Consider the following 18176-nt stretch of genomic DNA (forward strand, 5'->3'; position numbering starts at 1 on the left):
ACGAGTAGGGAGGGTGCGCGGTGCCGTGCACAGATCGCGGCGCCGCCGTGCCGGGCTTGCCCCGGGTGCACTGCGGCCTGCCGCCGGGCGGCCTCTCCGCCCGTCAGGCAGGTGGCTACCCGCTCCCCGGGCCCCACCCGCATATGCGCCCCCGCCGGTGCACCCATGCGCCCCACGTGCGAGAACGATGCGCCGGGGGCCCGCCGTCCGGCCGTAACCCCTGGTGACACCGGAAGTTGTCCTCAGCGTGGAAGAGACCATAGGAGTAGTCACAAGTACCCCGCAGATCCCCGGGCAGCGCGGCAAGCAGCCCGGCGAGGAGCTGCTCGAAACCGCGGTGCGTTACGCGGAGGAACGGCATTGGGATGTGTTCCCCGGCGCATGGCTGGAACACGACGGCGACACCCTGCGCTGCTCGTGCGACGCCGGTGACTGCGCGGCGCCCGGCGCGCACCCGACCGCCCCCGGCTGGGCCGGACAGGCCACCGGCAGCGCCACCGCCGTCCGCCGGATGTGGAGCAAGCAGCCGCGGGCCTCGATCCTGCTGCCGACGGGCCGGGCCTTCGAGGCGCTGGATGTCCCCGAGACCGCGGGCTGTCTGGCGCTGGCCCGTATGGAACGGATGGCACTGCCGCTGGGACCGGTGACCCGCACCCCCGGCCGGCGGATGCTCTTTCTCGTCCTTCCCGGTGCCTCGGTGAAGGTCCCGGCGCTGGTACGGAACCTGGGCTGGGCGCCGGCCGCGCTCGATCTGATCTGCCGCGGCGAGGGCGAGTACATCGCCGCCCCGCCGACCCGGGTGGGCGCGCACGGCTCGGTGCAGTGGGCGCGCCGCCCCACCGCCAGCAACCGCTGGCTGCCGGATGCCGAGGAGTTGATCAGCCCGCTCGCGTACGCCTGCGCACGGGACGCGGTCGCGGCCCGGGGGCGCTGAACGCGGCCGGCCGGGGCCACTGACCCGGACCGGCCGATTCCCCTTGCCCGGCGCCGCGCCGCCCCGGACCGGTCCGCCCGCCCCGGGGGCGCTCATCGCCCGACATCCTCCGATACCCGGTCGTATCGTGGGGTCCCTGACGGGGGCCAGGACGGTCTCTGCGGGGACGTCGAAGGGCAGGGCCGGTGGCGAACGAGCCGGAAGACATCGAGCAGCACCTCGATCCGCACGTCGATCGACACCTCGATCCGCGCGTCGGTCAGCACCCTGATCGGCGCGTCGATCAACACCTCGATCGGCAGGCCGGGTCGGCGCCGCCGGAGCCCCCGTCGGCCGCCTCTCCAAGCGGGGCGGCCGGGGTCCCCGGGGGCGCCGTGGCCGGCCCGCCCGCCGTCCGCATCCAGGGGCTGTGGAAGAAGTTCGGCGAGCAGATCGCCGTCAACGGCATCGATCTGACGCTGCCGGCCGGGCGCTTCATCGGTCTGGTCGGCCCCAACGGCGCCGGCAAGACCACCACGCTCTCCATGGTGACCGGCCTGCTGCGGCCGGACGCCGGGCTGGTCGAGATCGGCGGGCACGACGTCTGGCGCGACCCGGTGTCCGTCAAGTCCCGGATCGGGGTGCTGCCCGAGGGGCTGCGGCTCTTCGAACGGCTCTCCGGGCGTGAACTCCTCGGCTACATAGGCCGGTTGCGCGGGCTGCCGGGCGACGAGGTGGACAAGCGGGCCGGGCAGCTGCTGGACGTACTCGACCTGGCAGGCGCGCAGAACAAGCTGGTGGTGGACTACTCCACCGGTATGCGCAAGAAGATCGGGCTGGCGGCGGCGCTGCTGCACAACCCCGAAATCCTCTTCCTCGACGAGCCCTTCGAGGGCGTCGACCCGGTGTCGGCGCAGACCATCCGCGGGGTGCTGGAGCGCTATACCGCCTCCGGGGCGACCGTGATCTTCTCCAGCCATGTGATGGAGCTGGTCGAGTCGCTGTGCGACTGGGTCGCGGTGATCGCCGCCGGGCGGATCCGTGCGGACGGCCCGCTCGCCGAGGTACGGGGCGAGGCGCCCTCGCTGCAGGACGCGTTCCTCGAACTCGTCGGCGCACGGGACCGCGGCCCGGGAACCAACCTCGACTGGCTGGGCGGTGGCGGCGCCCGATGAGCACCGAATCTCCCGTGGCGACCACGGGGCCGGCCGCCGCACCTTCCCCTTCCCTGACCGGCGTCTTCGTCCGGCTGAAGCTGTCGCTGCTGCGCAACGGGCTGCGGCAGTCCACCGGCCGCGCACTGGCGTATATCGCGTCCGTCGTCGTCGGTCTGCTGTTCACCGCCGGTGTGGTGCTGGGGCTGATCGCGCTGCGCGGCACCGCGCATGTCGGCGCGCTGGTCGTGCTGCTCACCGGGATCCTCACCCTGGGCTGGGCGGTGATGCCGCTGTTCTTCCCCACCGGGGACGAGACGCTGGATCCGACCCGGCTGGTGATGCTGCCGCTGCGGCCGCGGCCGCTGATCGTGTCGCTGCTGGTGGCCTCGCTCGTCGGCATCGGCCCGGTCGTCACCCTCGCGCTGGCGGCCGGCTCGGTGATCGCGGTCGCCGACGGCCCGGCCGCCGCGGCCGTGGGTGTGGTGGCCGTCGTCCTGGTGGTGCTGGTGTGCGTGTCGCTGGCACGGGCCGTCGCCACCGCGTCGGTGCGGCTGCTGACCAGCCGCCGTGGCCGTGATCTCGCCGTACTGGGCGGCCTGTTCATCGCCATCGGCGCCCAGGGCATCAATATCGTCGCCCAGAAGCTGGGCCGGCCGGACGGCCTGTCCGTATTGGAGCCGGTGGGCGAGGTACTGCGCTGGGTGCCGCCGGCCTCGGCGGTCAGTGCCGTCGAGGACGCCGGACACGGGGCGTACGGGCGGGCGCTGGCCGGCCTGGCGCTGGCGGCGCTGGCGCTGGTCCTGCTGCTGTGGTGGTGGCAGCGCACCCTGACCACCCTGATGACGGCCCCGGATTCCTCGACCCTCCAGGCGGTGGAGAAGGACAGCGCACGCCGGGCGGGCACGCAGCAGCGGGGGCTCGGGCGGCTGCTGCCGGACGGGCGGACCTGCGCGGTCATGCTCCGTACGCTGCGCTACGCCTGGCGCGACCCCAAGTCGAAGATGGCGTGGGCGACCGCGCTCGGCGTCGGCCTGCTGTTGCCGGCCGTCTCGGCGGCGCAGGGCAACGGCAGCATCTATACGTCGTTCTCGGCGTCGGCGCTGCTCGGGTCGCAGATGTACAACCAGTTCGGGCAGGACACCTCGGCGTTCTGGATGGTCGCCTCGACCCTCGCCACCCCGCGGGACGCCTACCGGGAACTGCGGGCGCGTGCCTGCGCGCTGGCGCTGGTGGCCGTCCCGTACGTCACGCTGGTCGTCGCCGGCACCGCCGCCGTCATCGGGCCGTGGTCGGACTTCGTGGAGGTCTACGGGCTCTCGCTGGCCGTGCTGGGTGCGCTGATGGCGACCGGGGCGCTGTCGTCGGCGGTCTTCCCGTACTCGATCCCCTCGGAGGGCAACAAGAACGTCGCGGCGGGACAGGCCGCGATCGCCTGGTTCAGCCTCTTCGGCGGGGTGCTGGTGGGCGCCGTGCTGTGCGCACCGCTGCTGGGCCTGACCATCTGGCTGCATGTCGCCGGGCTGCACTCGCTGCTGTGGGTGCTGCTGCCGGTGGGCGCGGTCTACGGCGTGGGCATCGCGGAGCTGGGACTCCGGGTGGCGGCGCCCCGGGTGGCGCGGCGGCTACCGGAGATTCTGGTGGCGGTGAGCAAGGCCTGAGGACCACGCGCCGGGCGGGGGCGCTCCGGGCGGGGCGCTCCGGGCGGGGGCGCTCCGGACGGGGGCGCCCCGGGCTGGGAGTTGGGCGGGCCGGACGGGGGCGCCGGGAAGTGAGCGGGCCGGACGGGGCGGGCCCGCCTGCCCCGCCCTCCGCTGCCGGGCGCATGGCCGGCCCGCGCCGCCATGCGGCAATGCCTTGACGCGCGGGCCAGGTGCCGCGCGGGCCGGGTGGCATGTGGCCTGTGCCGGGTGGCGTGTGCCGGGCGGCGTGTGCCGGATGGCGCGTGGCATGTGGACCTGTGCCAGGTGGCGCTGCCGCTCAGCCGGGCATCGTGGCCGTACGGAGAAAGGGCTCGATGGCGGCGCACCAGGCGTCGGGGTGTTCCCAGGGGAGCAGATGGCCGGCGTCGGGGATTTCGGCGTAGGCGCCACGCGGCAGCACCCGGACCATCTCCATGGCCTCGGCACGGCCCAGTTCGGCATCGAGGCCGCGGACGACCAGGGTCGGGCACAGGACCTGGGCGAGCTCTTCCCAATGGGCGTCGTGCACCCAGGTCTCGCGGGCGGTGAGCATCTGCCGGCGGGAGAAGACCGGGCGCCAGCCGTCGGCGCGCTCGGCCATCACCTCGGCGAAGAATTCGCCGCGGGCGGGTCTGGGCCGCTCCAGGGTCGGGTCGTCCTCGCCGAACCACTTGCGGACGTCCGCGAGGGTCGCGAACGGCACCGGCCAGGACCGGAACCATTCGGTCCACTCGCGCTGCGAGGCCGCTCCGAGCGCCGAGGCCCGCATATCGCAGATGACCAGCGCACTGACCAGATCCGGTCTTCGGGCCGCTAACTGCCACGCCGTCAGGGCACCCATGGCGTGCCCGACAAGGGCGACCGGGGCGAGGCCGAGCTGCTCGACAGCCGCGATGGCGTCATCGACGTACGCCTCGCGGTCGTACGGCCCCTCGGCGGGCTTCTCGCTGCGGCCGTGGCCCCGCTGATCCAGCGCGACGGGGCGGTGGCGCGCGCTCAGACGGCGCGCGGTGGCCGCCCAGTGCGAGGCGCGGCCCATCAGGCCATGGAGCAGGAGTACACCAGGCCGTTGCTCGCTCTCCTCCAGCCCACCGCCGATCTTGGGCGGGTCGGTGAATTCCCAGGCGGCGAGGCCTACACCGCCGGCCCCTGTGACATCGATGCGCTGCACCATGTGCCTTGGCACCCCCAATCGTCCCTTGAGCAGCTCCACACTATCGAACCTCTATTCGAACGCACCGTTCCGGCGCGCAATACCCCTCGTTCGAGTGACGTCACTCCAGGATTGGCCGCGCCCGCCACGGGGAGACATCTGCCGGGAGGCGGGCCCTACCGGGAAGGGGGCCCGTGGGGGAAGACCCTGGGAGCTCGGGGCTCCGGGTCTTGGGTGGGGGACATGGGGAGGCAGGGCCCCGGCTGCTCGCAGCGCCGGGGCCCTGACTGTCTCCGTCATCTGTGGATGCATCCGGACCCCCTCCCCGGCCAGGACAGGCCGATGCATGGCCATGCGTCAGCGTGACACGAGACCGGCCCTATCGCACGGATTCGCACAAGTCCGTTCAACCGGAAAGAACTTGCCGAGCCCGCTGAGCGGCGCATCGGCGCAGTTCAGCGGGCTCGCGGGGAGACTTCGGCCGGGAGGGCCGACAAGAAAGAGGCTGAAACTGCTTTCAGCGCTTGGCGACAAACACATGGGCGGCGATCTCGGAGTCCAGCTCCGCGGCCTCGCCGCTGCTGCCGACCAGCACCCCGGCCGACGACTCCGTCACGCTCACCACCGCGCCCGGCTGCACACCGGCCCGCCGGAGGGTGTACATCAGCTGGGCGTCCGCCTGGATCGGCTCGCCGATCCGGCGCACCACGGCCGTCTTGCCGTCGGCCCCGGCGTCCAGATCCATCAGGCTCACCATCCCGGCGTCCAGGAACGGGTCGCCCCCGGCCGCCTCGCCGAGCTCTTCCAGCCCCGGGATGGGGTTGCCGTACGGCGACTCCGTCGGATGCCGCAGCAGCTCCACGACGCGGCGCTCGACCGCCTCGCTCATCACGTGCTCCCAGCGGCACGCCTCGGCGTGCACCTGCTCCCATTCGAGCCCGATGACGTCGACGAGCAGGCACTCGGCGAGGCGGTGCTTGCGCATCACCCGCGTCGCCAGCCGCCGGCCCTCCTCCGTCAGCTCCAGATGGCGGTCGCCCGCGACCGTCAGCAGCCCGTCCCGCTCCATGCGCGCGACCGTCTGGCTCACCGTCGGGCCGCTCTGTTCCAGCCGCTCCGCGATGCGGGCGCGCATGGGCACCACACCTTCCTCTTCGAGTTCGAGGATGGTGCGGAGATACATCTCCGTGGTGTCGATCAGTCCGGACATGCGTGCCCCTTGATGTGTGGTGCGGTGGCCCTGGACTCAATTCTGACGCATCCCACCGACAACGGTGCCTCCTCGTCTCCGGGCCGTCCCCCACGGCCGTATTGACAGGGCACCGGTCCGGACCGCAACGTGATCCGCGCCACTGATCAGATACGACGAGATGCGCCGTGCGCCGCGCCGAACGGCGCGGCGCGACGAGACCCGCCGAGACCCGACGAAAGGGGCCCGCGTCCATGGCTGAGAGCGACCGGAGCGAGGCGCTGACCGGGAAGTACTTCGACGCCGCGATCGACCTGCTGCGACAGGTCCGCGACGGCGAGGGCGACCGGATCACCGCGGCCGGGCGGCTGATCGCGGACGCCGTCGCGGCGGGCGGCCGGGTCTTCGCCTTCGGCGCCGGGCACTCCTCGCTCCCCGCGCAGGACACGGTCTACCGCGCGGGCGGCCTGGCGGTCATGAATCTGCTGTCCGTCCCGGGCGTGGTCGGCGTGGACGTACGGCCCGCGACGCTCGGCAGCGCCCTGGAGCGGGTCGACGGGCTGGCCGGGGCCGTCCTGGACACCAGTCCGCTGGAGGCGGGCGATGTGCTGGTGATCATCTCGCTCTCCGGACGGAACGCGCTGCCCGTCGAGATGGCGCGGAACGCCCGCGCCCTCGGCATCAAGGTCATCGGCGTGACCTCGGTGGCGTACGCGGACGCGACCACGTCCCGGCACGCCTCGGGCAGCTTCCTCAAGGACCACTGTGACCTGGTGCTGGACAGCCGGATCCCGGTCGGCGACGCGGAGTTGACGCTGGCGGGCATCGACGCGCCCTTCGCCCCCGCCTCCACGGTCGTCACCAGCGCGATCATGCAGGCCATGGTGGCGACGGCCGCGGGCACCCTCGCCGAACGGGGCATCGACCCGCCGCTGCTGCGCTCGGGGAACGTCGACGGCGGGCACGACTGGAACGCCCGGGTGATGAGCGAGTACGCGGACCGGATCTTCTACCGGCAGTAGCGGCGGCCCGCCCCGGAGCCGTCCGTTCAGAGCGAGGCCGCGCCCGCGAGGTCGAGGGCCGCGGCGATCCGGGCCGCGACCTCCTCCGCGTAGTCCGCGTCCGCCCGGTCGAAGGGGCGGCGCGCGGGCGCCCGCAGAAACGTTGCGACACCGAGCGTGCGGCCCCGGCTGCGCAGCACCACACACAGTCCGTGCACGGTGCCGTCCGGCCAGTTGCGGGCGGCCGCCCAGCCCTCGGGCGAGGCGGGACCGGCGCTGCTACGCACCGAACCGCCCCGTTCGTACGCCTGGAGCGCCGGATGCCCCGGCACGTACGGCGTGGGGATCCCGGTCGCCGGCAGCCGCTCCGAGGGACCGGGCGAACCGGCCGGGGAAGCCAGCCTCCGCACCAGCCGGGGCGCGGACCGCCGCGGACGCCGGCCGGTATCCCCGTCGGACTCCGCATCGGACTCCGCGTCGGACTCCGCGTCGGACTCCGCGTCGGACTCCGCGTCGGGCGCCGCACCGGGCACAGCGTCGGACGCGTCTTTGGAGACCTCCTCGTACGGACCGTCCTCGGCGACCGCCCCGTACGGCTCCGGCGCGGGTGTCGCGGCGAGGTCGACGAGGCCGTGGTCGGCGAAGCCCGCGAGGGCGAAGTCGAGGTGGACCGCGGCGGCCTCGGCCGGGTCCGGGCAGTCCGCGGCCGCCCGGCCGGCCCGGTGGAGCTGATGGGCGCGGAAGCGCAGCAGGGAGCTGTCCTGCTCGGCGCGTTTGGCGGCCGTGATGTCCTGGAAGAGCCAGGCCACGCCCAGCGGCACCGGCTCCTCCGCCAGCGGGGAGGCCAGCCGGACGAAGCCGCTGCGCCAGCACCGGCGCGGCAGCTCGGCCTCCTCGGAGCGCAGCGTCACCCACAGCTCGGCGACGGCCGGCGGCGCGCCCTCGGCGAGGACGTGCTGCAGGGCGCACTCCAGCTCGTCGACGCCCTGTGCCAGCAGCTCGCCCAGGGGGCGACCCAGCAGGGCGGTGCGCCCCACCCCCAGGGCGCGGGCGGCGTGTGCGTTGACGACGGCGGGCCGCAGATCGGCGTCGACCAGCATGACGCCCCACGACGCGTCCTCGAACAGTGCCTCGCTGAGCGCGATGGACCGCTCCAGGTCCATCTGGGTGTGCACCTCGCTGAAGGCGCAGTACACCCCCGCGACCCGGCCGCCGGGCCCGCGGACCGCGGAGGCCTGGGTACGGACGAGCACGCGGTGGCCGTCCTTGGTCAGCAGGGCGAATTCCTGCACCTGGCGGCCCGGCGAGCGCATGGCGGCCGTGAGGGCGGCGTCGATCTCGTCCGCGTCCTCCCTGCGGACCGCCCAGCCGGCCAGGCCCGTACGGCCGACGGCTTCGGTGGTGGTCCACCCCAGGATGCGTTCGGCCTCGTGGTTCCAGTGGGTGACCGTGCCGTCCGCGGCGAAGGCGACCAGGGCGGCGTCCATCCCGTCCAGGAGCGCGGCGAGCAGACCCGAGTCATCGGCCTCGTCGGCGGACCAGCGCGCCGCCGACGAGGCAGAAGAAGCTGACGAAGCAGTCACTGGCACCCCTTACGAAACCCGGCCGCACGTGCTCCACCTGGGAACATTCAACTGGAACGTGACACACCCCACAGCCGGTTTGCGGAAATCGTTGCTATCGGGAAATTCCCTTGTGTGCGGCGGGGCGGCTTCCTAATGTGTGGAGCACACGAGAAGGGAGGTGGTTCGGCAGATGATTTCGCACCGGACGCGTGAGGTGGCTGCGGGCTAGCGGCCCGTCGCTTCACCCGAAGTGCAGCGCCGGACCAGCGCATACTGCAGATGCGCAGCCGGCCAATCCCAAGCAGTCACCCGACCCGCGGGCTGCCGGTTCGTCCGACCGGCCCTCTGCGCCACCGAGCGCGGAGGAAACAGCCCGCGGGTCGTCTGCGTTCTCCACGCCTTCCGCCTTCGCCCTCCCTCCGCCTTCGCTCTCCCCGGCCCCGCCGTCAGGGCGCCAGGGAACTCCGCCGCGGACACCGCCGTCAGGGCGCCAGGCGCTCCACCCGCCAGGACTCGTGCTCGCGCACATACCGCAGCCGGTCGTGCAGCCGGTTGAGCCGGCCCTGCCAGAATTCGACCGTCTCCGCGGCGATCCGGTAGCCGCCCCAGTGCGGGGGCGCCGGCACCTGCTCGCCCTCCGGGTAGCGGGCCGCCAATTCCTCGTAGGCCTGCTCCAGTTCCGCGCGCGAGGCGACGGGGGCCGACTGGTCGCTGGCCCAGGCGCCGAGCTGGGAGCCGTGCGGGCGGGTGCGGAAGTAGGCGGCGGTCTCGTCCCGGCCGATGCGCTCCGCGGTGCCGGTCACCACGACCTGGCGGGCGAGCGGGTGCCATGGGAACAGCAGCGAAATGGCTGGATTTTCGGCCAGTTCGCGGCCCTTCCGGCTGTTGTAGTTGGTGAAGAAAACGAAGCCGCGGTCGTCGAATGCCTTGAGGAGCACGGTCCGCGAACTCGGCCGGCCGGCGGCGTCCGCCGTCGAGACGACCATGGCGTTCGGCTCGTGCAGACCGGCCACCGTCGCGTCCTTGAACCAGCGTGCGAACTGGTTGTAGGGGCTGGCGGCGAGGTCGGACTCGACGAGTCCCTCGGCGCGGTAGTGCGCACGCATGGAGGAGGGATCGGGGGTCTCGGCATGAGGCTCGGCTGGATGCACGGCCTCATCTTGCAGCATCGGCTCGGGCGCGGTCAGCCGGAAGGTGCGGAAGTCTGCCCCTCGTCGACCTGCCGTAACCCTCCCGTAGGCGGATCGACCATTGTGCCGAGTCTCACCCCTCCTGGCAGGTGAGAGACCCGCCAGAATGAGGGGGCGCCCCGCTGTGGCGTCCGGACGGGGAGAGCTATCGTGTCCGTCCGGCCCGAAGGGACGCACCACACCGCACCTGCCGGGGACGCACCGCACCACACCGCACCTGCCCGCCCGCGGTCTGACCCACTGCGGGCAAGACCGCCGCGTGACCCGCGCCCTGGCGGGGCATCACCGGCATGGCCGGTACGGACCGCGAGCTGCCCGGCGCAGCCGCGTAACCGCACCGGCACCGCACCGCAGACCTGAGACTCGACCGCACGGCAGCCGGTCACGGACCGTTTGCCGTCCCCATTTTGAGGAGCTGCCTGATGTCCGACTTCGTACCCGGACTCGAGGGAATCATCGCGTTCGAGACGGAGATCGCCGAACCGGATAAGGAGGGCGGCTCGCTCCGCTACCGCGGGGTCGACATCGAAGATCTCGTCGGGAAGGTGTCCTTCGGCAACGTCTGGGGGCTGCTGGTCGACGGGGCCTTCAACCCGGGCCTGCCGCCCGCCGAGCCGTTCCCGATCCCCGTGCACTCCGGTGACATCCGGGTCGACGTACAGTCGGCGCTCGCCATGCTCGCACCCGTGTGGGGCCTCAAGCCGCTGCTGGACATCGACGAGGCGACGGCCCGTGACAACCTCGCCCGCGCCGCGGTGATGGCCCTGTCGTACGTCGCCCAGTCGGCGCGCGGTCCTGGCCTGCCGATGGTGCCGCAGAAGGAGATCGACACGGCGGAGACCGTCGTGGAGCGCTTCATGAAGCGCTGGCGCGGGGAGCCCGACCCCCAGCACGTCAAGGCCGTCGACGCCTACTGGACCTCGGCCGCCGAGCACGGCATGAACCCCTCCACCTTCACCGCCCGGTCCATCGCCTCCACGGGCGCGGATGTGGCGGCCGCGCTGTCCGGCGCGGTCGGCGCGATGTCCGGCCCGCTGCACGGCGGCGCGCCGTCCCGGGTCCTCGGCATGATCGAGGAGATCGAACGGTCCGGCGACGCCTCCGCGTACGTCCGGAGGGCGCTGGACGCGGGCGAGCGGCTGATGGGCTTCGGCCACCGCGTCTACCGCGCCGAGGACCCGCGGGCGCGGGTGCTGCGGCGCACCGCCCGGGACCTGAACGCCCCGCGCTACGAGGTCGCCGAGGCCCTGGAGAAGGCCGCGCTGGAGGAGCTGCGCAGCCGCCGTCCCGACCGGGTGCTGGCGACCAACGTCGAGTTCTGGGCGGCCATCGTCCTGGACTTCGCCGAGGTCCCGGCGCACATGTTCACCTCGATGTTCACCTGCGCCCGTACGGCCGGCTGGAGCGCGCACATCCTGGAGCAGAAGCGGACGGGCCGACTGGTGCGGCCGTCGGCCCGGTATGTGGGGCCGGCGGCGCGGAGCCCGCGGGAGATCGCGGGGTTTGAGGACATCGCGCCTCGGTAGGTCTTTGGCCTTCACGTCGTGGGGGTTGCTCGCCGTTGCACCTGGCGGCGGGCCGGTTCGCTGCGCTTTGCCTCCGCTCCGTTTCCGGCTTTCCCGCCGTTGCTCCCCCACTGCCTAAAGGGCGTGGGAGGTACCCCCAGCGGCGGGCCGGGTCCGCTGCGCGGGGCTGTGGGTGCGGTGACGGACCTCCGGTGCCTGGTGTGTGGACTGCTTCGCTTTACGTCCACACACCAGGCCCCTCCGGCCCGTCCCCTCCCGTGGGGGAGTAAGTGACGGTGAGTGGGGGCGGGCCACCCATAGGCGGTGGACGGCCGACAGTGGAGTAGGTGCCTACTCGGCCAACAGCCCATCGATGATCTTGGCCCATTGTTCGACCACCCGGTCACGACGGGCCGTGTCGTCCGTGAGGAGATTCGCGAGGCCCAGGCCGCGGGCCATGTCGAGCAGGCCCTGGACGGTTTCCCGTACGCCGGGGACGGCCTCGTCGGCGTCGAGCAGGGCCACCGCCGTGCGGTGTGCCTCGCGGCCTACCTTGGCCTCCAGGGCGGTGACCCGGTCGCGTAGCTGCTCCTCGTCGGAGGCGGCGACCCACAGGTGGAGCGCGGCGCGGAACAGCGGGCCCGTGTAGAGGCCGACCAGCTCCTCGACGATGATCCAGGTGCGGGCCACGGAGCCGGCCGGCGGCAGATTGCGGGCGACGGCCTTGACCGCGCCCTGCCGCTTCTCGGCGACGTGTTCGACAGCCGCCGTGAAGAGGTCTTCGCGGGTGCGGAAGTGGTGCTGAGCTGCGCCCCGTGAGACGCCCGCGCGCTCGGCGACCACGGAGACCGTGCTGCCGCTCCAGCCGCGCTCGGCGAGGCAGGAGACGGCGGCCTCCAGCAGTTTGAGGCGGGTGGCGCGGCTGCGTTCCTGCTGGGGCTGTTTGGGGCCGCGGGCGGGGGTCAGCGCGCCCATGCGGGGGCCCGCCGTTCCAGGAAGGCGGTCATGCCCTCGCGGGCCTCGGCGGAGCCGAAGAGCCGCGCGGACTGTTCGGCGAGCGCTTCGGTGTCACGGTCGAAGGCGGCCAGCACCTCGGCGGTGACCAGCTTCTTCGACTCGGCCAGGCCCTGTGGTGAGCCCTTGCGCAGCCCGTCCAGTACGGGGGCGAGGCCGGTGTCGACATCGTCGGCCGCGAGGGTGACCAGGCCGATCCTGGCCGCCTCCGCCGCGCCGAACTTCTCGCCGGTCAGGTAGTAGCGGCCCGCGGCGCGCGGGTCCAGCCGCGGCAGCAGCGGCAGGGAGATGACGGCGGGGGCGAGGCCGAGGCGGGCCTCGGTGAAAGCGAAGGTGGTGTCCGGGCCCGCCACGGAGATGTCGCAGGCGCCGAGCAGGCCGAGGCCCCCGGCCCGGACGTGTCCGGTGACCCGGGCGACGACCGGTTTGGGCAGCGCCACGATGCTGCGCAGCAGCCGGGCCAGGCCCAGCGGCCCGTCCTTCGCCGAGCCCGAGGTGGCCTCGGAGAGGTCCGCACCGGCGCAGAACGTGCCGCCGGTGTGGGTGAGCACGACGGCGCGGGTGGCGTCGTCGGCGGCGGCGTCGGCGAGGGCCTGGCCGAGTTCGGCGACCAGGCGGGTGGAGAGGGCGTTGCGGTTGTGCGGGGAGTCCAGGGTGAGGGTGGTGATGCCGTGCTCGTGGGAGCGCGGGACCAGGGTCGTGGCGGGTGCGTCGGTCATCGGGGCGTCGAGCTCCTTTCCCTGGCGCGCAGTTCGCGCCGCAGGATCTTTCCGGTGGTGGCGCGCGGCACGCTCTCCAGGAATTCCACGCGGCGCACTTTCTTGTACGGGGCGACCTGATCGGCAACGTACGCGATGACCTCGTCCTCGCTCAGGCTGGCCCCCCGCTGCCGGACCACGAACGCCTTGGGCACCTCGTTGCCGTCCGCGTCCACGACGCCGATGACCGCCGCGTCGGCGATGCCGTCGTGCCCGAGCAGCAGCGCTTCGAGATCGGCGGGGGCGACCTGATAGCCCTTGTACTTGATCAACTCCTTGACGCGGTCGACGACATACAGCCAGCCGTCGTCGTCCGCCCGCCCGACGTCGCCGGTGTGCAGCCAGCCCTCGGGGTCGATCATCGCGTCGGTTTCGGCGGGCCGCCCCAGATAGCCCTTCATGACCTGCGGGCCGCGGATCAGGATCTCGCCGCTCTCCCCCGGCGGCACGTCCTCGCCGGTCGCCAGGGACACCAGGCGCATCTCGGTGTTGGGGATCAGCTTGCCGACGGCGCCGGGCGGCGGGTTCGGGGCGTCGAGGGGGACGCAGTGCGTGCCCGGACTCAACTCGGTCATGCCGTAGGCCTGGAGGACCGGGGGCAGGCCGAGCCGCCGGGAGCAGGCCGCCGCCAGCTCGGCGTCCAGGGGCGCCGCGGCGGAGACGAGGTAGCGGAGGGAGGTCAGGTCGTAGTCGGCGACCAGCGGGTGCTTGGCGAGGGCGAGGACGATCGGGGGCGCGACATAGACGGCGGTGATGCGGTGTTTCTCGATCGCGGCGAGGAACTGCCGCAGGTCGAAGCGGGGCAGGACCACGACGGTGGCGCCGTTGCGCAGGGGTGCGTTCATCAGGGCGGTCAGCCCGTAGATGTGGAAGAAGGGCAGCACCGCCAGCACCCGGTCGTCCGGGCCGCTGGAGACCAGCGGGGTGAGCTGGGCGAGGTTGGTGGCGATGCTGCGGTGGGTGAGCATCACGCCCTTGGGGGTGCCGGTGGTGCCGGAGGAGTAGGGCAGGACGGCCAGGTCGTCGGCCGGGTCGAGGGTGACGGGCGGTTCCGGGTCGGTGCAGGCGACGAGGTCCTGTACCGAGCGGTGGCCCTCGGCCCGGTCGCAGACCAGGATCTCGGCGATCCCGCCGACCTCCCGTGCGGCCGCCCGCGCGGTGTCCAGCAGCCCCGATACGGTCACGATCCAGCGGGCCCCGGAGTCGCCCAGCTGCTTGGCGAACTCGCCCTCGGTGGCCAGCGGATGGACGGTGGTGACCGCCGCCCCGCAGCGCGAGGCCGCGTAGAAAACGACGGGGAAGAGCACGCTGTTCGGGCTGTGCAGGGCCAGCACCTCGCCCTTGCGCACCCCGGCAGCGGCGAAGGCGGCCGCGAGCCGCCGGCTGAAGTGGTCCAGCCGGTCGTAGCCGAGGGTGGTGCCGTCGAGCCCGTCGATCAGGGCGGGCCGGTCACCGTACTCGGCCGCCCGTCCGAGGACGGCCTCATGGATCGGCAGCTCCACGGGCGCGACGTCGGCGTACTCACTGCGGAACACGTGGGATGCGGGGGAAGCGTGGGATGTGCGGGACGCGTGGGACACCATGCCGGGGCCTTCCCTTCGAGGGTGGGTACGGCGGGGCGGTGCAGGTACGGGCGGTGCGGTACAGGTCCGCCCCGTCAGCCGGTCGGCCGGCCAGTCGGTCGGCCGGTCGGCCTTCGACCGTTGGCCGACACGAGCGGCACGGGCAGCAGCATGGCGCACTCAGTACGACTTGGGCAGGCCCAGTGACTGGTGCGGGACGTGAGGGAGGATCGTCTCGCGGCTGACCGACACGGTTCGAGATCTGATGTGGGTCGTGGTCCCTAAAGGGACTCCTGCACACATGAGTTCCATCCCCTCGCAGCGCTGGACTGGCGGCCTTCAGAGAGTGACAGCGACACCAAGAACAATCAAGCGTGCTTGCATAATTTGCCGCGCACGCCAAGGTCCCGCCCCGTCACGTCCCAGACGGCCATCCCTTCCTGTAGGGCCCCACGGCGCCAGTACGGCGAACGACCCGCCCCGAATGCCCCGGGGCGGGCCGTTCCCTCACTGCTGTTCGGCTACCGGTCGAACCGACCCTCACTGACCGCGTCAACGAAGCCGGCCACCTGAGTGCGGCTCAGCAGCAGCGCGGGCCCGTTCGGATTCTTGCTGTCCCGTACCGCGACCGACTCGCCGTCGACGATGCCGAACTCGACGCACTGTGCACCGGTGTCGGACCGCGACGACTTCCACCAGTCCACGGCAAGCGTCGAGGCGTCGTCAATGTGGCTCATACTTGATCCCTTATCTCTGCGATGCGATCGGCGGATGCCTCGACCGGCAACGCTGCTGCGCGCAGTCGCTCGAAAGCGTCCTGATAGACGCCCACCTGCTCCCGTTCCTCCACGTAGAGGGCAGAGGTCAGGCTTTCCGTGTGGACGACATCGAGGTCTGGATGTCCCTCGAATCCGAGGACCGAGAACGACCCCAATTGCCCAACGTGCGGCGGGGAGTCCGTCGGCAGAATCTGAATGTTGATGTTGGGCCGCCTGCTCAGTGAGTGCAGTCTCGACAGCTGATCGTGCATCACACCCTCGCCGATGCCGCGCATACGCAGTGCGCCCTCAGCGATGATCGCCCATAGGTCGAGCGGCTGTTCACGAGTCAGCACACTTTGACGTGCGAGACGCACCTCGACCAGAGCATCGATTCTTCCCTCGACAGCGGCCGACATCGCCGTTGCCGTGATGATCTCCCGAGCGTATTCGCCCGTGTGCAACAGTCCCGGAATGGCGCCCATCTGCCATGTACGGACGTGCGTCGCCTCAGCCTCGAGGCTGATCAAGTCTTCATAGACCGGAGACAGTACGCCGCGGTAGCTGTGCCACCACCCGCGCCGTGCGCCCTCGCGCGTGAGGGCGAGCAGGGCGGCGCGCAACTCCTCGTCGTCCATGCCGTACAGATCGAGCAACATCTCAACGTCGGCCGGCTTGGCCGCGCTCCGGGCAGTCTCGATGCGAGACAGCTTGGGAACGTTGATGCGGCCGGCCGACTTCTCGGCGACCTCTTCGAGCTTGAGGCCGAGGGCGTCCCGCAACGCGCGCAGCTTGGTGCCGAGCCTGCGTCGGCGGACCGTTGGTGCGCTCACGTACCCCTCCATTCCTGAGTCCTGACCGACAGTCTGCCGCTTGGACTCCAACCATGTCACCTGGCAAACCCCCAGTACGACGGGCAATCTCGCAGCCGTATGCAAATTCTCATTTCACCCCTGAGAGGGTTGCACATTCGACCGGAGGGGGAGCACTCTGATCTCACGAAAAGTGACCGTGCCAGCCGTTGGCGTCACGAAGCGCTGCGCTGTTTGGCACTGCCTGTAGGGAGTTTGCATGGCGACCATGCGGCCTTATGCATTACAGGAAGCGTGCTGTCACCCTCCGTCCGAGGTGCCGAGACAGACGGTGATCCCCAGTAGCCCAGAAGCACCCGCCGCGGCCCGCCGCTTCGTCTCCGAGGTCCTGGCGCAACACACCCCGAACCTCACCGAGTCGACAGTCGACGACGTACGGCTCATCACCTCCGAGATGGTGACGAATGCCTACCGCTACGGGACCGAACCGGGCGACTCCGTACTCGTCGTCATCGTGCCCGCGATCGAACGGGTGCGGGTCGAGGTGCACGACCCGCGCCGCAAACGCCCCGAGTACAAGCCCGAGTCCGTCACTCGGGCCCGCGGTCGTGGCCTGTTCATCCTGGACGCCCTTGCAAAGCGGTGGGGTGTCGACGACCGGCCGTTCGGCAAAATCGTGTGGGCGGAGGTGGCGTGTTGACCGCCACTCCACGCCCCGTCCGGGCCATACCGGGCCCCGGGTTCATCGCCCGCGTTGTCGTGTCGACGTGGATCGAGTGCGTGCGCAATGTCAAGGATGCCGTTCCGTGGCTGCTGATTGGCCATCCCTCCCCGCGGCCTCTGGTCGAGACGCGCGAGACCGTCGAGGACGGCCTCTTGGGTATGGCCGATGCGATGGAGCTGTCGCACCTCGACGAACTCGTACCGGACATCGGTGATCGCCTGCTGATCGGCGGGCGCATCACAGCCCTTGACTACGGTCACCCGATGTTCGTGCTCCAGGTGCCCAAACCATCGGCGCAGTGGCGCGAGCTGGTCGCCCGTGGCGGGCACGCGTGCGTGACGCTCTGCCTCGACCCGATCCCGGCAGGCGTCGGCCGGGACGCCATCGAGGCGTGCCTCTCGCGCTCGATGGCTAACGGGCGAGCCCTCATGGGTGCCGCATCCGCGCGCGTCGGTAGCCGGCCCTAGACCGGCCGGGTCAGCGACGCCGACGTTCCACCGTCCGAGGCCCCGGCCAACCCGGCCACCCCCGGGTTGGCCGGGGCCTCCCCGTGCTTGAAACGCAGACGGCCCAGGCCTCCTTCCCCAGATACGGTCGGCCGGGACGCCACCGGACCGCTCCGCGAGGCCCGGGACCGCATTCGCGAGCTGATGGCAACGTAGGGAGACACGGAGAGCATGACCACCATCGCCGTTACCGGCCACATGGACCTCACGGAGAGCACTGTGCCGCTGGTGCAGGAGGCGCTGCGGAACCTGCTGCGTGAGCACAGCGCGGGCGAGTTGACGGGGGTCACCTGCCTGGCACGCGGCTCCGACACTCTGTTTGCCGAGGCGGTCGTCGAAGCCGGCGGGCGTCTGGTCGTCGTCCTGCCCTCGCGGGACTACCGGCAGGCCAAGGTCAAGCCCGATCACGCCGCTGCCTTTGACCGGTTGGCCGCTGCTGCCGAGGTAGTGACCATGCCGTACGACGCAGCGAACCGGGAAGCGTACCAAGCGGCCAACGGCGAGCTGCTCAAGCGGGCCGACCGGCTCGTGGCGGTGTGGGATGGCATGCCTTCCACCGGGAAGGGCGGTACTGCCGACACCGTTGAGCTGGCCCGCGAGGCCGGGGTGCCGGTCGATGTCGTCTGGCCGGGCGGGGCGGGGCGCGGCGCCCGGGGGAATGCCTCCGCATCGTCATAGCCGTTCGTGACA

General features: G+C 71.8%; 17 protein-coding genes. 8 read left to right on the forward strand and 9 right to left on the reverse strand.

Translation table 11 applies throughout. From position 1 onward, the window contains the following. Positions 1–247 precede the first annotated feature (247 nt). From D9V36_RS17725 to D9V36_RS17735, 3 genes are all read left to right on the forward strand, one after another. Positions 248–934, forward strand: coding sequence for a bifunctional DNA primase/polymerase (locus D9V36_RS17725; RefSeq protein WP_206739684.1), 687 nt, complete (start codon positions 248–250; stop codon positions 932–934). Positions 935–1308: 374 nt separating this feature from the next. Continuing rightward, on the forward strand, positions 1309–2088 hold the full coding sequence (locus D9V36_RS17730; RefSeq protein ID WP_129298491.1) for an ABC transporter ATP-binding protein: 780 nt from the start codon (positions 1309–1311) through the stop codon (positions 2086–2088). Next, positions 2085–3728 carry a transporter gene (locus tag D9V36_RS17735; RefSeq protein ID WP_129294644.1) on the forward strand — a complete coding sequence of 548 codons (1644 nt, stop codon included), beginning with the start codon at positions 2085–2087 and terminating at the stop codon, positions 3726–3728. The genes D9V36_RS17730 and D9V36_RS17735 overlap by 4 nt, the downstream gene beginning before the upstream one ends. Positions 3729–4047: 319 nt before the next feature. Here D9V36_RS17735 and D9V36_RS17740 read toward each other — a convergent pair whose 3' ends face one another. Together D9V36_RS17740 and D9V36_RS17745 are read right to left on the reverse strand one after the other, a co-directional pair. Then, positions 4048–4923 (reverse strand): alpha/beta fold hydrolase, encoded by an 876-nt coding sequence (locus D9V36_RS17740; RefSeq protein ID WP_129294645.1) that lies wholly within the window; start codon positions 4921–4923, stop codon positions 4048–4050. A gap of 496 nt (positions 4924–5419) precedes the next feature. Next, complete coding sequence (locus tag D9V36_RS17745; protein ID WP_129294646.1) at positions 5420–6112, reverse strand: metal-dependent transcriptional regulator; 693 nt, start codon at positions 6110–6112, stop codon at positions 5420–5422. Between the two features lie 233 nt (positions 6113–6345). Between D9V36_RS17745 and D9V36_RS17750 the strand changes: the two genes are divergently transcribed. After that, positions 6346–7113 (forward strand): SIS domain-containing protein, encoded by a 768-nt coding sequence (locus D9V36_RS17750; RefSeq protein WP_129294647.1) that lies wholly within the window; start codon positions 6346–6348, stop codon positions 7111–7113. Between the two features lie 26 nt (positions 7114–7139). Here the strand turns inward: D9V36_RS17750 and D9V36_RS17755 are convergent, their stop codons facing one another. Further along, positions 7140–8579 carry a PAS domain-containing protein gene (locus D9V36_RS17755; protein WP_431357754.1) on the reverse strand — a complete coding sequence of 480 codons (1440 nt, stop codon included), beginning with the start codon at positions 8577–8579 and terminating at the stop codon, positions 7140–7142. Positions 8580–9139: 560 nt separating this feature from the next. Beyond that, a complete protein-coding gene (gene pdxH / locus D9V36_RS17760) occupies positions 9140–9826 on the reverse strand; it encodes a pyridoxamine 5'-phosphate oxidase (RefSeq protein WP_241720912.1) in 687 nt (228 codons plus the stop codon). 443 nt (positions 9827–10269) lie between these two features. On the opposite strand from pdxH, the gene D9V36_RS17765 reads away from it, so the two are divergent. Beyond that, positions 10270–11373: a citrate synthase 2 gene (locus tag D9V36_RS17765; protein WP_206739685.1), complete on the forward strand. Its 1104-nt coding sequence runs from the start codon at positions 10270–10272 to the stop codon at positions 11371–11373. 330 nt (positions 11374–11703) lie between these two features. Here the strand turns inward: D9V36_RS17765 and D9V36_RS17770 are convergent, their stop codons facing one another. The 5 genes from D9V36_RS17770 to D9V36_RS17790 all read right to left on the reverse strand — a co-directional run bounded on the left by D9V36_RS17770 (position 11704) and on the right by D9V36_RS17790 (position 16277). Continuing rightward, positions 11704–12327, reverse strand: coding sequence for a TetR/AcrR family transcriptional regulator (locus D9V36_RS17770; protein WP_129294650.1), 624 nt, complete (start codon positions 12325–12327; stop codon positions 11704–11706). Then, positions 12315–13085 carry an enoyl-CoA hydratase family protein gene (locus D9V36_RS17775; RefSeq protein ID WP_129294651.1) on the reverse strand — a complete coding sequence of 257 codons (771 nt, stop codon included), beginning with the start codon at positions 13083–13085 and terminating at the stop codon, positions 12315–12317. The genes D9V36_RS17770 and D9V36_RS17775 overlap by 13 nt, the downstream gene beginning before the upstream one ends. Continuing rightward, positions 13082–14707, reverse strand: a complete 1626-nt coding sequence (locus tag D9V36_RS17780) for a 4-coumarate--CoA ligase family protein (protein WP_206739686.1) — start codon at positions 14705–14707, stop codon at positions 13082–13084. The genes D9V36_RS17775 and D9V36_RS17780 overlap by 4 nt, the downstream gene beginning before the upstream one ends. Before the next feature lie 500 nt (positions 14708–15207). Next, positions 15208–15423 carry a DUF397 domain-containing protein gene (locus D9V36_RS17785; protein ID WP_129294653.1) on the reverse strand — a complete coding sequence of 72 codons (216 nt, stop codon included), beginning with the start codon at positions 15421–15423 and terminating at the stop codon, positions 15208–15210. After that, positions 15420–16277 carry a helix-turn-helix domain-containing protein gene (locus D9V36_RS17790; protein WP_129294654.1) on the reverse strand — a complete coding sequence of 286 codons (858 nt, stop codon included), beginning with the start codon at positions 16275–16277 and terminating at the stop codon, positions 15420–15422. Before D9V36_RS17790 ends, D9V36_RS17785 begins: the two co-directional genes overlap by 4 nt. A 310-nt stretch (positions 16278–16587) precedes the next feature. Between D9V36_RS17790 and D9V36_RS17795 the strand changes: the two genes are divergently transcribed. From D9V36_RS17795 to D9V36_RS17805, 3 genes are all read left to right on the forward strand, one after another. Continuing rightward, complete coding sequence (locus D9V36_RS17795) at positions 16588–16956, forward strand: ATP-binding protein (RefSeq protein WP_241720913.1); 369 nt, start codon at positions 16588–16590, stop codon at positions 16954–16956. An 80-nt stretch (positions 16957–17036) separates the two neighbouring features. Further along, the gene (locus D9V36_RS17800; RefSeq protein ID WP_129294655.1) at positions 17037–17447 is read left to right on the forward strand and encodes a hypothetical protein; all 411 of its coding nucleotides are present in this window, start codon (positions 17037–17039) and stop codon (positions 17445–17447) included. Between the two features lie 210 nt (positions 17448–17657). After that, positions 17658–18164: a hypothetical protein gene (locus tag D9V36_RS17805; RefSeq protein ID WP_129294656.1), complete on the forward strand. Its 507-nt coding sequence runs from the start codon at positions 17658–17660 to the stop codon at positions 18162–18164. Positions 18165–18176: the final 12 nt, after the last annotated feature.

Origin of the sequence: Streptomyces lydicus, assembly GCF_004125265.1 — a bacterium.
Classification (GTDB): domain Bacteria; phylum Actinomycetota; class Actinomycetes; order Streptomycetales; family Streptomycetaceae; genus Streptomyces; species Streptomyces lydicus_C.

What these genes read in the sequence shown, in the direction of transcription:
- D9V36_RS17785 (WP_129294653.1), bottom strand. Translation starts at nt 15,423, where the DNA reads ATGAGCCACATTGACGACGCCTCGACGCTTGCCGTGGACTGGTGGAAG.
- D9V36_RS17755 (WP_431357754.1), bottom strand. Translation starts at nt 8,579, where the DNA reads ATGGACGCCGCCCTGGTCGCCTTCGCCGCGGACGGCACGGTCACCCAC.
- D9V36_RS17780 (WP_206739686.1), bottom strand. Translation starts at nt 14,707, where the DNA reads ATGGTGTCCCACGCGTCCCGCACATCCCACGCTTCCCCCGCATCCCAC.
- D9V36_RS17765 (WP_206739685.1), top strand. Translation starts at nt 10,270, where the DNA reads ATGTCCGACTTCGTACCCGGACTCGAGGGAATCATCGCGTTCGAGACG.
- D9V36_RS17805 (WP_129294656.1), top strand. Translation starts at nt 17,658, where the DNA reads ATGACCACCATCGCCGTTACCGGCCACATGGACCTCACGGAGAGCACT.
- D9V36_RS17740 (WP_129294645.1), bottom strand. Translation starts at nt 4,923, where the DNA reads ATGGTGCAGCGCATCGATGTCACAGGGGCCGGCGGTGTAGGCCTCGCC.
- D9V36_RS17735 (WP_129294644.1), top strand. Translation starts at nt 2,085, where the DNA reads ATGAGCACCGAATCTCCCGTGGCGACCACGGGGCCGGCCGCCGCACCT.
- D9V36_RS17770 (WP_129294650.1), bottom strand. Translation starts at nt 12,327, where the DNA reads ATGGGCGCGCTGACCCCCGCCCGCGGCCCCAAACAGCCCCAGCAGGAA.
- pdxH (WP_241720912.1), bottom strand. Translation starts at nt 9,826, where the DNA reads ATGCTGCAAGATGAGGCCGTGCATCCAGCCGAGCCTCATGCCGAGACC.
- D9V36_RS17745 (WP_129294646.1), bottom strand. Translation starts at nt 6,112, where the DNA reads ATGTCCGGACTGATCGACACCACGGAGATGTATCTCCGCACCATCCTC.
- D9V36_RS17775 (WP_129294651.1), bottom strand. Translation starts at nt 13,085, where the DNA reads ATGACCGACGCACCCGCCACGACCCTGGTCCCGCGCTCCCACGAGCAC.
- D9V36_RS17750 (WP_129294647.1), top strand. Translation starts at nt 6,346, where the DNA reads ATGGCTGAGAGCGACCGGAGCGAGGCGCTGACCGGGAAGTACTTCGAC.